Genomic DNA, 12,980 nt, shown 5'->3' with positions numbered 1-12,980 from the left:
TACGCTATGAGTATGAATGACTATCTCCAAAAAATCGGCGTTATTATCAATGAGAATCGTAATCGCAAAGGCCTCACCCAGACGCAACTAGCTGAGGCCATTGGTACATCACAAAGTGCCATCAATCGTATCGAGAACGGCGGTCAGAATATTAGTGTCGAGATGCTAATGAGGATTAGTGATGTGCTCAACTGTAACATCGTTACGCTCAATCACTCAGGCAAGATGAACTTTCGGGTGCATGGCGGTAAAAAACTTTCTGGTGATATATCGGTCAAAACGAGCAAGAATGCGGCCGTGGGGCTGCTCTGTGCCAGCTTGCTCAACAAGGGAAAAACGACGCTGCGTCATGTGGCGCGTATCGAGGAGGTTAACCGGATCATTGAGGTGCTCAACTCAATTGGCGTTAAAACTCGTTGGCTGCGAAAGAACGACCTAGAGATTATACCACCGGCGCGGCTGAGGCTGGAGGACATGGATATCGCTGCTGCCAAGCGCACGCGTACCGTGATTATGCTCCTTGGCCCGCTGCTTCATCAATATCATGATTTTCGGCTGCCATTTGCCGGTGGCTGTAACCTCGGTAAGCGTACGGTGGAGCCACACCTGTCGGGCCTGAAGCATTTTGGGATGCAGGTAGAGGCCGAGGGTGGGTACTATCATGCGCGCGTCGAGCCGACAACGGGCGATCGGATAATTTTATTGACTGAACGCGGCGACACGGTGACGGAAAACGTTATCATGGCGGCGGCTCTGTCCACGGACACCACCATCATCCGCAATGCCAGCCCGAACTACATGGTGCAGGATGTGTGTTTCTTCTTGCAGAAATTGGGCGTGACCATCGAAGGAATTGGTACAACGACGCTAAAAATCACGGGCCGGTCGCACATCAATACGGCAGTCGATTATTGCCCGTCTGAAGACCCGATCGAGGCGATGAGCTTTATCGCGGCGGCCGTGGTGACTGATTCAGAAATCACGGTGCGCCGGGCGCCAATTGAGTTTCTGGAAATTGAGCTGGCAACATTGGCTGAGATGGGTTTGCAATATGAGTTGAGTGAGGAATATGCAGCCAACAACGGTCGTACTCGCTTGGTGGATATCACGCTGAAACACTCCAAGTTGGTTGCGCTAAAAGACAAGATTCACGCGCTGCCGTTTCCGGGGATTAATATGGACAACTTGCCGTTCTTGGGGCTGATTGCTACCATGGCTGAGGGCCGGACCTTGGTACATGACTGGAGCTATGAAAATCGAGCAATTTATTTCACTGAGCTAAGTAAGTTAAACGCGCACATTGAGCTGGTTGATCCACACCGGGTATACATCAGCGGTCCGACCAGGTGGAAGCCAGCGGATATTGTTGCACCACCAGCACTGAGGCCCTCAGTTGTCATACTGCTCGCAATGCTAGCGGCGCCGGGTGTGTCAGTGTTGCGTGACGTGTATTCAATTAATCGTGGCTACGAGGAACTAGCGCAGCGGCTGAATTCGCTGGGTGCAGAGATTGAAGTTATCACCGAGTAGCTACGGAGTGTTCTGCTATCGGCTCTATTTGGTTGTATGGCGGGCGGGAAACAGAAACTTGAGGTAATCCTTGAGCATCCGTGCACCCGATATGATTGGTAGATAGGCCGTGAGCTGGCGATGAATGTGCTGTGTCAGTAGCTCGTCGTTAGCGATAATTTGTGCGGCTCGCCGCATATTAGCGTAGAGCGAGGTGGTCTCGTCCTCTGGACTTACACCGCTCACCTCGAGACAAGCGATTGGCTTGATATCGGCAACGCCACCGTCGCTGGTGGAGATAAGCAGCTTGAGATTGGCAATGTCTTTTTCCCATGATGTACCGCAGGCCTCGAGGCCAATGATCGGCACGTTGATAGCAATGTCTGAGCCAATCGCCAGCACTCGTCCCAGGGTCTCGTCGTAATCTTGGATGTAGTGGACACGCTCACGCAGTGCAGGGTCGCTATCGACGAGCTTGAGGATGGTCAGGAGCTGCTGATACATGTCATGATCGCCCTGATGAACCTTACCGGCAAGAATGTAGTGAGCGTTGCTATCGAGCAGAATCTGTTTGAGCACCTCTGGGCGCTCAAATGGTAGATGTGGTCGCTTGTAATTGGCAAATCGCCGCTTGAAGTCGAACACCAGCGCGTCTTCGGGCAGGTGAACTGGATTATTGTATTGATCCTTGCGCTTTACAAGGACTCGGTTTAGCTCCAGTCGGCCTACGCGTTTGAGCGAGCGAATGGTGCTAGCGGGTAACGTGGCGATCGCCTCTTGATACTGCTCTGTTGGCAAGCCAAATTTATCAAGGATAGTATGCTCATGATAAGCTTGCAGGATTTCCGGCAGCACCCATGTCTCGAGGTCAATGCCGTTGGTAATGGCGTGGAATTTGACTTTGTCGTTGTTGCGGTCGCGGAAATTTGCCACGCGGGCGTGCAGTTTACTGACGCCATTTTTGGCTTCGGTCAACTCAATTGCCAGCAAATTAGGTCGCAAACGGTCGTTACGAAATTGCTCCATCAGCCAGCAGCGCACGGCGTTGCTTTTGAGGTTTGGCAGTACTAATTTTTCAAATTGCGAGCGGTGAAACTCTGGTTCAGCGGCCTGGAGTAGGGTGTGGTTGGTGTAGAGTGTGTGTTTGCGGACGTAAACGATTGCTTCGTACAAGTTCATACCGTTGGCGCATAGCTCGTCCAGCCGAGCCAGTGCCGCAAAAATTGTTGCGGTTTCATTGAGCTGAATGACGGCTGGTTTGATGCCGAGTAGTTTCAGGGCCTTATAGCCGCCAAACCCAAGGGCTACCTCCTGGTACAGCCGGTGATCACCCGAGCCTTCGCCTTCGTACAATTGCCCAAAGTTTGGCTCTGAAATGGTGACAAATTGCGTTGAGCCGAGCGTCTTGCGAAAGACGCTGAGGCTAGCATCGGGAAAGCCGGCGGAGCTGACTGAAACTTCATCAATATAATGAAAGCCATACTCCTGGGGCGAGACTTTTTCGACGTATTCAGTTTGTGCGAGGTCGGTAATTTTTTGATGTGATTCGCTGCGGTAAAATGGCGTCACCACCACAAATGGCACTTCCAGCTTTTCGGCTACCCGCCGCGTGTCTGCCGCCAATACGCCCAGGCCGCCACCACCTTTGATGCCGTTGGCCTTGTCATAAATTTCCATTGTCCAGTAGATGTACGGCCGTGACTTAGACAGTTGATGCGTCAGGCTGCTACGCTCAATTACGTCATAAAATTCGGAGGCGTCTTCGATGTCCTGTGGCTGATATGGTGACGTGTTTGTGTATGAATATGAATCCATGATGCCCTTTTCGCGGATTAAAATTATCTGACATTGGTGCGGGTGGGGAGAATCGAACTCCCATCTCAAGTTTGGAAAACTTGCATACTAGCCGCTGTACTACACCCGCGAGCTTGCACTATTGTACCAGAAAGATGCTATAATGTGAACATGCCCTGATAGCTCAGCTGGATAGAGCAGAGGACTTCTAAGCCTAAGGTCGTAGGTTCGAATCCTACTCGGGGCGCCAGGAATGATCGAAGGAGGGTCACATGGATGCTAGTGGTAAACCTCGAATGTCGCGTCGGTTAGTTCAGCGGTTAATGGCGCATCGGCCACGGACGCAGCCGGCGTTTGGTAATACCGGTCGAAGTCGTCGAGTGAGCGACCGCAACTGTGATCGTCAGCGGATCGGGAATTATCAGTCATCAGCGCTGGGTGCGCGTGGTTATATGCCGCCAACGAGCGCTGACGATACACTGGAAGACCATGACACGACTAGTGATGTTCCGCTCTCTAATCGTACCTTTGCGGGTAATTCGCTGCGCCAGGCAGAGCCATCGTCCCCGTCACAAAATATCCCAGGCAGTGTGCCACCGGGCGGTCCTGCTGATAATATTACTCGTCCGTCGCTACCATCGCCTCGATTTCAAGAGCCGCCTTCACGTGGCCACGATCCATTTTCGTAAGCAGTACGATTTATTATGCATACTAAAACCCCAGAAAACTGGGGTTTAATAATTCCTTGGAGGGCCAGGAGGGGCTCGAACCCTCGACACCCTGCTTAAGAGGCAGGTGCTCTAACCAGCTGAGCTACTGGCCCAATCAGTCCAGATTATAGCATAATGAGCGGTGAAGGTAAACATAACGTCGCACTTTTGCTATGGATAATGCTTGGGGCGAATGATGGGGCTCGAACCCACGGCCTCCGGAGCCACAATCCAGCGCTCTAACCAACTGAGCTACATCCGCCAAGCTTCCCGATTATACCACAGGCGGCTACCAACCTCAAGGCGCTCGACGTGCTCATGCTGATTTGCTACAATCAAACAATGAAATCTCTCAATGGTGCAGAACTCGTGTCGTTTATCAAGCAGCGTCAGGCCAAGCAAGTGCGCATGCTCCGTCAAGCGCACCATATTCAGCCACGCCTCGCCATCGTCACCGATTCGGACAATCCAGTCATCGCCACCTACATGCGCCTCAAGCAGCGCTATGGTGCGGATATTTTGATTGAGGTAGAAATTTGTCGGGTGGCGACTCAGCAGCTACCGGAGACAATCGCGACGCTAAACCAACGCGATGACGTCCAGGGAATCATCGTCCAACTGCCGCTCGCCGAGCCAGAGCAGACCGATCAAATTGTGCGGTTGGTAGCACCAGAAAAAGACGTCGATGGCCTCAATTCTGAGCGAACGCTGTTTGACCCGGCGACACCGATGGCCATCAATTGGCTGTTAGCGGGCTATAGTGTGGAGCTGGCTGGTAAAAAGTTGGCTATTGTCGGGCGTGGGCGGCTGGTCGGTGCGCCGCTCGAGCGGATGTGGCGAGCGTCGGGACTGGACGTAACGGTATTTAGTAGGGGTGATGATTTATCGCGACTACACGAATATGACGTCATCGTCACGGCAACCGGCGTGGTAGGACTGATTCAGCCAAATATGATCCGACCTGGTGCGGTGGTGGTTGACGCAGGAACCGCCTCGGAGGATGGTAAGATTGTTGGTGACGTGGCACCGGCGAATCGGACGCGCACCGACATTCACTTGACACCAGAAAAAGGCGGCGTCGGCCCGCTGACGGTGGGCGCATTGTTTGATAATGTGATTACGGCGTGCCTGCGCCGGGTTAATATCCGGTAGAAACTCACGGCTTTGTAGTGACTGATTTGACCTGGGCGACGACTTGGCGTGGGGTGAGGTTGGCCTTGACAATGTAGCCTTGGATGCCGAGTGAGCGTATCTCGCGCGGGGCTTCTTCTTCGCCGAGGTTGGTCAGTACAATAACCGGTATGGTCTTGCCCCACGCGTGTGAGCGAATACGTCGCAGGGCCTCGGCTCCATCCATCTCTGGCATCTGGATATCCAGTAAGATGACATCTGGACGAAACGACTCGACGAGCGCCACGCCAATTGTGCCATTACTCGCTAGTCGCACGTCAAATCCGTCTGCCTCGAACTTCATTCGGTACATCTGACTGATTGTCGCGTCATCTTCGATGATAGCAATTTTAACCATAATTGTATTATAGCAGGCAGTGGTGTATTGTAAAACTAGCACAAAAGAGGTGGGCAAAGTGACAATAAAGCAGCGTGAAAGCATAACTATTCAGCCAGATCGTTATGGCTGGGCTGAGTTGTCAGAGTGCGCGGCGAAACTTGAGATGGATCAGTGGCGGATTCATCCAGTGCCAACGTGTGACCAATACCAGACGTCATCCTACGAGAGGATAACAGCGGAGCTAGAAGAGTTGGCTGGTATGGGCTTTCATGGTGATTGTGATCTCAACGCAGCGATTGGGCGCCAGCGAACGAGGATTGATGATACGAATCCAGCGACACGCGAGTTGATCGCTCGGGTTCCTGGCGTTGAGAATTGGCTGGAACTGATACCGACGGCGTCAGCACTGGCCTTGTTGTATGATCCGAACACCAAGCAATTAGCGAATGGCAAGCCGGTCTCGCCAGTGGTGCGCGACTGGGCCTGTAATATTTTGGATGCGCACGGTATTCGCAGTCGCGGTGAAATTGTTCAGGATATTCTTGCCAGGCACGTTATTGATCAAGCGTCTCTGGGCGCCGCAGAGCAGCAATGGGTTAGCTTAGCTTGCGGCGCTGCTCAGCCAGTTTGTCATGCGCTCCGGCACATCAAAGAGAGCGGCAACCCTACGCCGCGCGTCACACTGGTTGATCTTGACCGGTCGGCGCTCAAGGCCGCGCAAACGTATGCCCAGACAATGGAAGTCAGGCAGTTTACCAACGTTCGCTGTATGAATATTCTGCGCCCTCAGGGTGTAGTCTCGCCTGCGGTAGATGCACAAACCAACGTGGCAGCTCGAGCACTGCGGCGACGGGTTGGCCTTGAGAGTGCCGCATATGATGCAGTCGATGCTGTCGGGATTTTGGAGTACGTGCCTGAGGAGCTTCCAGATGAAAGTCCGACGGCGCTGCGGGTTAATGCCGCAACCTTCTTGGCTCATGCTGCTCAACTGGTGAAACCTGGCGGGCTGCTGCTAGTCGGCAATATGCGTGATACGCATCCGCAGCTGGGATTTACGCTCAATGTCGTGCAGTGGCCGCATATCCAGCCTCGGTCAATCGAAACAATGCAGCGGATCGCGGGGGCAGCGGGTCTGGGTGATTGGCGGGTCGATGTATATTGTCCTGATGATGGCGTCTATGCACTGTATGCTATGCGTAGACCAAAGGTTGGTGGTACACTAGAAATATGACGAGGGAGTGGGCATGGAGATAGCGGGGCTGATCATTGCCGGGGTAATGTCGCTGGTGTTTGGCCTCATGGTCGTGGCTCATCAACCACGCCAGCTGGCAACCCGGTTCTTTTTTGTGCTGACGGTTGGCATTGCGCTGTGGGCATTGGGTATCGCGGCGTTTTTAGCGACTAATGTGCTGGCGGCGGCACTGATATACCTGAGGATATATTACATCGGAGCAGCACTGATCGCGGCAGCCATGATCTCGGTGGCAACTCACATTGGTGCACGACGAACAACGAAACACGTGCCAGTCACCGCTTGGGTATTATTTGGCATTGTTGCTACGGTGATTGTGGTGCGAGTTGACTGGCTGATAGCGCAGGTGGCGCTGAATGACCATACGGTCGTGATTCATCCGATCGGCTATTTCTTCTATATGGTGTATTTCATACTGCTATTTTTGGCGGCACTCATCATCCTCGCGCATCAGGCTCGTCGCCGCAGTGCGCTCTTGGTGCGCTCTCAGCTACGACTCATTTCCTATGCCTATGGCATTGCTGGCAGCGTAGGTATGATATTTAATTTACTGCTGCCGGCTGTTGGTCGCTATGACCTCATCTGGATTGGGCCGCTGAGCACTTTTATTTTTATACCGCTGGCATACCTGACGATTGTCAAACATCGTCTCTTCGGTTTGAAAGATGCGGCGGTGCGAACAATTGCGTACGCCATGCTGCTAAGCTTATTAACAATCGTATACTACACGGCAACCTATAGTATCTCGGCGATTGTCAGTGCGTTCAGTGGTCATGATATCGGCGGGATGCCAGGATTCTGGGGTGTGCTAGCGGCATTATTGTTAGGGTTTTTGTTTCAACCGACCAAGCAGTTTTTTGATCGCCTGACTGACAAGCTATTTTATCGACAGGACTATACCATTGAAAGCTTTATCAACGAGATTGGGCAAATTTTGCTACATACGATGGGGCTGCGACTACTGACGACTCGGTTAGCGGTGTGCCTAACACGGCTTATCAAGGCGCGTCAGGTTATTTTTGCCGTGTATGATAATGGTCGCTTTCGGATATTTGGCTCACGTGGACACACTCGTCCGCCGCAGGTAGATCTAGCGGAGCTGGTAATGCAACACCAGCTTGAGCAGCTCGATGACGTGGCGGTGGTCGAATCACTACCGGAGCAGTTACGGCGGACGATGAAACTACAAAAGCTGGCTATCGTCATGACATTATCGCTGCAGGAGGATATTGTTGGTTTTGTGCTGATCGGCGAAAGTCAGAAAAATAATTATGTCGAACGCGATCTCTCGATGCTTCGGGCGGTGCGTGGTGAGCTGGCGATTGCCATTAAAAATGCTCAGTCGATGGAGGAGGTGAATGAGCTGAATGCCGAGCTGCAGCAGCGTGTCGAGGCGGCGACGCAGGAGCTGCGGACGAGCAACCAGCAGCTACAGCGACTAGACGAAGCGAAGAATGAGTTTATTTCTATGGCGTCGCATCAACTGCGAACGCCACTAACCAGTATCAAGGGTTATCTCGACATGCTGCTCCAGGGTGATCTCGGTCCGGTTCGTCCGACCCAGAAAGCTGTTCTACGCGAGGCGTTTTCCTCGAGTGAGCGCATGGTACAACTGATCAATGACTTTCTCAGCATCTCTCGCCTGCAGACCGGAACGTTCACTATGAATCGTCAGCCGGCTAACCTCGGCGATATTGTACAAAGTGAAATGGCCCTGCTGAAGATTGTGGCCAAGCAGCGTAACATCACTCTTTCGGTGCATATTGACGACGATGTCCCAACCTTGGCCATTGACGCCGAAAAGCTCCGCCAAGTCATCATGAACATGATTGATAACGCAATCTTTTATTCTAAAGAACAAACGACGGTTAAGGTGTCGCTCTGTTGCGATACGCGGGAAGTGGTGTTTACGGTCGAAGACCAAGGTATCGGCGTGCCAAAAGCTGAGCAGTCTGGCGTGTTTGGTAAATTCTTTCGTGCTTCAAATGCTCGCAAGCGTCGTCCTGACGGTACGGGCGTTGGCTTGTTTTTGGCGCGTAAAGTTGTGTTAGAGCACGGCGGATCAATGATCTTTACGTCAAAAGAAAACAAGGGCAGCAAGTTCGGTTTTCGTCTGCCACTTGATAGGGCGGCCGCGAACAAGAAAAAGGCGACAAGTCACTGAGAAAGTTTTACCGGAATAAACTAATGATGCCAGTGATAATCACAATGACGATGATGACTATTACTACGCCGATGCCGACACCACGCAGTAATTTTTTGCGTTCATATAGCCACTGACTGGCCGACGAGCGGCTGACCGCCTGGATGCGCGTGACACTGGGTCGAGTTGTTGCGGCGTCAACGCCAGAGTATTTCTTGGAGCGCTTTTTCTTCTGTTTTGCCATAATACTATTGTACCATGAAATACCCCTCGGGGTGCGAGGGGTATCCATGCCAACCAGATTTATGATTATACATGACGTCGACTGATGAGGTAGGCGACTCCAGCAGTGAGTAGGGCGCCAAGGCCCAGCCCACCAACGAGCGTGTCGGTGGCGTTACCGGTCCGTGGCAGTTCGCCAACGGTCGTCGGTGCGGCAGGTGGGTTGGTGGTTTGTGTGCCGCCCGAGGCTGAAGGTGACTGCTGATTATCGTTGGTCGATGGCTGCTTCGACTGGTCTGGCGTTTTTGGTTCAGGCACCGGTGTAGCCGGCCGAGTCGGATTTACTGGTTGGGTCGGTGTCGGCTGTTTCGGATCGGTCGGCGCTGGTTTTGGTTGCGGCGTTGGCTGTGGTTTTGGCTGCGGAGCTGGGGCCTGCGGCTTGGCCACCTCTATAGTAGCACCACTGCAGTTGTTATGGCCCTCGAGCGAAATTTGATCACTCTTGATGCAGGTTGTACTAGTCAGTGTGCCTGCGACATATTGCTTGACAATAGCGTCGACAGTAAATGTTTTCGATTCATTTGGCTTGAGCTCACCAATCAGCGTCTGCCAGGTATTATTTTGAATTGTACCAGCGGATGCCTTTAGGTAGGCTACCCCTTGTGGTGCGGTATTGGTAACATACGTGTCATGTATAGTGGCGGTCCCTGTGTTGGTAACGGTTACTCGGTAGGTAAAGGTCTTATTGACGGTGACTTTTTTGTGCTGCGCGCCATCAACAGTAGTTCTGACGGCAAACCCCAGTGTAATTTTTGGTGGTTTATCTGGGATTGGTTCAGGTTTCGGATCAACTGGTTTCGGAATTGGCGTTGGCTTTGGTTTTGGATCCGGTGTTTCGCCAGGGACTGTGGCCTGCTTAGTGCAGGCATCGCTGGTCACCATTTCTTCTTTACCATTCACATCAACGACAATAAAGGCTTTGACCGTGTATGTGCCCGGTGTGAAGCCCTTGAATTCGTTACCAGTTTGATACACCTCTTTACCCTTAGCATCATAGACCTTGTAGATCGTCGTTTTATATGTTGCACCATCACGAGCGGAGTACTTGACCGAAAACTTGAAATTAGTAGCTGAAAACTGATCAATATTGAGTGCATTACAGCTATAAACTGGCGTAGGTTTCGTATTCGTCGGTGTTTGCGTATTGGTATTAGTCGAATGATTGGAATCTAGTGCCCATAATGTGGTTGGCACTACTGTCGCTACCGCAACCATCGCTAGAACTGCATAGTGGCGCAGTGACAATGAGCGGAATAGTGATGACAAATTTCGCATAACTTCCTCCTTTATCCTCGTAACTCTACGTAGAATACACCAAAATGATGAAAAAGTCAATTTTCGCATGACTGGATAGCTAGACATAATATTATCAATCTGCTACAATACGATCTGTTTAATGGCCTCATCGTCTAACGGTTAGGACACCAGGTTTTCATCCTGGCAATCGGAGTTCGATTCTCCGTGAGGTCACCAATACTTATAAGGATAGTTATCCCGTTTGAATTTGCAGTAGCTCGCTCGGTTTTGATAGCGAGCTATTTTTGTTGACGTCAAAACGTAAAAATACTCTGGTATAATAGACAGTAGGATACTTCAAAAAGAAAGGGGAAAATCCTCGAATGACAAAGACGACGGCCATAAAGAATGAACCCAAGAAACAAGCTGCATCTTCACCAGAGCGTAACATTCGATGTGAGGCGGTCATTATTATCGAGGCGGCAATACTTGTTTGTTCAGCAGGGGTGTTCATAGGTCAGCTGCCGCTATTCTTTCGAAACCTTCAGGATATGCCGTTAGTACTGACTGTCATTGGCGTAGCTATCGCATCACTCCTCGTTCAAGGTCTCATTGTCTTGAAGCAGTCCCGTCGAACTGACCAGTACCGACAACGAATCGCTGCGCTCGCTATGACTGTGGTGTATCCGGTGGTGCAATTTATTGTGTTAGCACAATTTTATGTCTTTCAGGTTGGCCCATTTAGCTCAGCGCTTCGAGAAGCTACCCGTGCGATATTTAGTGCTACACTGGCCTTTAATAACTCGCTCCCGGCTATCTTGTTTATGGTGGCGTGTACGACTATTGGTTCACTGTGGCTATGGAAGATTATCATAACACCTGAGGGGGTATCATATTGGCAGCCACGTCCAGCCGACCAGCTATCTGAGGCGGAGAAAATTAAGCAGGAGCGGGGCCTGCGTTATCGCAAGATTGGCGTGACCTTGATGGTGCGAGTGCCGTTCGCACTCATATGTGCGTTCATGTTTGTCATAACACTTTTGTATATTGTTCGTGCTACCATTCTCTTTGCTGTAATGATGGCGATGTCTGCGGTGCTGCCATATGCAGTCATTTTGAGCTTTGTTGTTGGGCTGGTGTATATGCTAAAGGGTGAGGTGTATTACAGGGTAAAGCATTGACAAATTATGAGAGGATCGCGTATAATGGAAATAAGCTTGCGTTCATACAGGGTATACGCCGTGTAAGCGCGCGGGCCTACCAGAACGGTCGCACGGATGCGGAAAACTAATCGTTTAGCAATATCAACTAATTATTAGGTCGACAATGCATCCTGTTCTTGTGCGAGAAGAAAGACTCAGTACGGTAGTCAGCGTTGATGGAGACATTGACACGGGAGAAGCGTTATTCGTAACCAAGCATCTGCCCATCGGGGCAAAAAACTCAAGCTAAGCGCAATATCGGCGTATGGCGGAATCTTTCTATTAGTTATTTCATTTCTGGCACTAAGTTATCAGACAGGTGGCGTCGCTAGTCAGCAGGGCTCAGTCTCGGCCTCTCAGCCAGTCGCACCGTCTACTGGTGTGACACATGAGACAAATAAGGTTTCAGTAGATCAACTGGCGGCTGCTAATGCGGTAACCGATCTGGCTGAGACGGTCAATCTGCCAACTGCCGGTGATTTACGTGAAGCGACGGCAACGCTGTCAATCAAAAAAGAGTTGGCTCAGGGTGATACGGAGGTTATTTCTAAGCCACAGATTATCCAGCCTGAGAAATCAGCTCAGCGCGGCATCAAGACTTATGTCACTAAGCAGGGCGATACAATTGACTCGATTGCTAAGAAGTTTAATGTGACGGCCCAGACGGTGCGCTGGGCGAACAATACGACATCTGATGCGGTTGAAGCTGGCAAAACATTGATTATCCCGATGGTTGACGGCGTGGTCTACACTGTTAAGGACGGCGACACCGTCGAAAAATTGGCAGAAAAGTATAAAGCAAATCCTGAACGAGTGGCATTGTATAACGACTTGGCAAATGGGGCGGCACTAGCCAAAGATACACGAATTGTTCTGCCGGGTGGCGTATTGCCAGAAAATGAGCAGCCAGGTTACGTGGCGTCCCGCTCTGGCCGTCGGGGCTATGCAGGGCGGACAACGGGCGGCGCAGTCAGTGGTATCAGCTATGGTTACGCTCGAGCATCAGTTGGCAACCGATACGCTCTTGGCAACTGTACATGGTACGTGTACGAGCGGCGGGCAGCACTTGGTCGACCAATTGGTAGCTTCTGGGGCAACGCGACGTCGTGGGCAGCAAGTGCTCGGGCAGCCGGTTTTGTCGTTAATCATACGCCGGCACCAGGGGCAATCTTCCAGACAACATGGGGCGGTGGTGGTCTTGGTCACGTCGGTATGGTCGAGCGGGTTGAAGGTGGCACGATCTACGTTAGCGATATGAATTACGCTGGGTATAACGTCGTGACGCATCGAACGATCCCGATGTCTGAGGTTGGTCGATATAACTTTATTCACTAGGATGCTC

Annotated in this window: 11 protein-coding genes and 5 tRNA genes; 9 read left to right on the top strand and 7 right to left on the bottom strand. The window is 51.5% G+C overall.

Going from position 1 to position 12,980, the window contains the following annotated elements; genetic code table 11:
* Positions 1-6: 6 nt before the first annotated feature.
* On the top strand, positions 7-1,530 hold the full coding sequence (locus tag GWK76_03495; protein QHU92353.1) for a UDP-N-acetylglucosamine 1-carboxyvinyltransferase: 1,524 nt from the start codon (positions 7-9) through the stop codon (positions 1,528-1,530).
* A gap of 24 nt (positions 1,531-1,554) precedes the next feature.
* On the opposite strand, the gene glgP is transcribed toward GWK76_03495, so the two are convergent.
* Positions 1,555-3,324 (bottom strand): alpha-glucan family phosphorylase, encoded by a 1,770-nt coding sequence (glgP, locus tag GWK76_03490; protein ID QHU92352.1) that lies wholly within the window; start codon positions 3,322-3,324, stop codon positions 1,555-1,557.
* Positions 3,325-3,358: 34 nt separating this feature from the next.
* Positions 3,359-3,433 (bottom strand) — tRNA-Gly (locus GWK76_03485).
* A 43-nt stretch (positions 3,434-3,476) separates the two neighbouring features.
* Here GWK76_03485 and GWK76_03480 point away from each other — a divergent pair.
* Together GWK76_03480 and GWK76_03475 are read left to right on the top strand one after the other, a co-directional pair.
* Positions 3,477-3,553, top strand: a tRNA-Arg gene (locus GWK76_03480).
* A 22-nt stretch (positions 3,554-3,575) separates the two neighbouring features.
* Complete coding sequence (locus tag GWK76_03475; protein ID QHU92351.1) at positions 3,576-3,992, top strand: hypothetical protein; 417 nt, start codon at positions 3,576-3,578, stop codon at positions 3,990-3,992.
* A 57-nt stretch (positions 3,993-4,049) separates the two neighbouring features.
* Here GWK76_03475 and GWK76_03470 read toward each other — a convergent pair.
* Together GWK76_03470 and GWK76_03465 are read right to left on the bottom strand one after the other, a co-directional pair.
* Positions 4,050-4,126, bottom strand: a tRNA-Lys gene (locus tag GWK76_03470).
* A 72-nt stretch (positions 4,127-4,198) separates the two neighbouring features.
* Positions 4,199-4,275, bottom strand: a tRNA-His gene (locus GWK76_03465).
* Between the two features lie 80 nt (positions 4,276-4,355).
* Between GWK76_03465 and GWK76_03460 the strand changes: the two genes are divergently transcribed.
* A complete protein-coding gene (locus GWK76_03460; GenBank protein ID QHU92350.1) occupies positions 4,356-5,165 on the top strand; it encodes a hypothetical protein in 810 nt (269 codons plus the stop codon).
* A gap of 4 nt (positions 5,166-5,169) precedes the next feature.
* On the opposite strand, the gene GWK76_03455 is transcribed toward GWK76_03460, so the two are convergent.
* On the bottom strand, positions 5,170-5,541 hold the full coding sequence (locus GWK76_03455; GenBank protein ID QHU92349.1) for a response regulator: 372 nt from the start codon (positions 5,539-5,541) through the stop codon (positions 5,170-5,172).
* A 58-nt stretch (positions 5,542-5,599) separates the two neighbouring features.
* On the opposite strand from GWK76_03455, the gene GWK76_03450 reads away from it, so the two are divergent.
* Together GWK76_03450 and GWK76_03445 are read left to right on the top strand one after the other, a co-directional pair.
* Positions 5,600-6,754 carry a hypothetical protein gene (locus GWK76_03450; protein QHU92348.1) on the top strand — a complete coding sequence of 385 codons (1,155 nt, stop codon included), beginning with the start codon at positions 5,600-5,602 and terminating at the stop codon, positions 6,752-6,754.
* Positions 6,755-6,767: 13 nt separating this feature from the next.
* A complete protein-coding gene (locus tag GWK76_03445; GenBank protein ID QHU92347.1) occupies positions 6,768-8,939 on the top strand; it encodes a hypothetical protein in 2,172 nt (723 codons plus the stop codon).
* Between the two features lie 7 nt (positions 8,940-8,946).
* On the opposite strand, the gene GWK76_03440 is transcribed toward GWK76_03445, so the two are convergent.
* Positions 8,947-9,162, bottom strand: a complete 216-nt coding sequence (locus GWK76_03440; protein QHU92346.1) for a hypothetical protein — start codon at positions 9,160-9,162, stop codon at positions 8,947-8,949.
* 65 nt (positions 9,163-9,227) lie between these two features.
* The gene (locus GWK76_03435) at positions 9,228-10,475 is read right to left on the bottom strand and encodes a DUF11 domain-containing protein (GenBank protein ID QHU92345.1); all 1,248 of its coding nucleotides are present in this window, start codon (positions 10,473-10,475) and stop codon (positions 9,228-9,230) included.
* Between the two features lie 123 nt (positions 10,476-10,598).
* On the opposite strand from GWK76_03435, the gene GWK76_03430 reads away from it, so the two are divergent.
* The 3 genes from GWK76_03430 to GWK76_03420 all read left to right on the top strand — a co-directional run bounded on the left by GWK76_03430 (position 10,599) and on the right by GWK76_03420 (position 12,973).
* Positions 10,599-10,673 (top strand) — tRNA-Glu (locus GWK76_03430).
* A gap of 146 nt (positions 10,674-10,819) precedes the next feature.
* Positions 10,820-11,617, top strand: coding sequence for a hypothetical protein (locus tag GWK76_03425; GenBank protein ID QHU92344.1), 798 nt, complete (start codon positions 10,820-10,822; stop codon positions 11,615-11,617).
* A gap of 402 nt (positions 11,618-12,019) precedes the next feature.
* Positions 12,020-12,973 carry a LysM peptidoglycan-binding domain-containing protein gene (locus tag GWK76_03420; GenBank protein ID QHU92343.1) on the top strand — a complete coding sequence of 318 codons (954 nt, stop codon included), beginning with the start codon at positions 12,020-12,022 and terminating at the stop codon, positions 12,971-12,973.
* Positions 12,974-12,980 lie beyond the last annotated feature (7 nt).

The sequence above is a fragment of the Candidatus Saccharibacteria bacterium oral taxon 488 genome, assembly GCA_010202465.1.
In the GTDB taxonomy this organism is placed as follows: domain Bacteria; phylum Patescibacteriota; class Saccharimonadia; order Saccharimonadales; family Saccharimonadaceae; genus Nanosynbacter.
The sequence above is the reverse complement of the archived record's forward strand: the minus strand, read 5'-3'. Positions and strand labels throughout refer to the sequence as shown.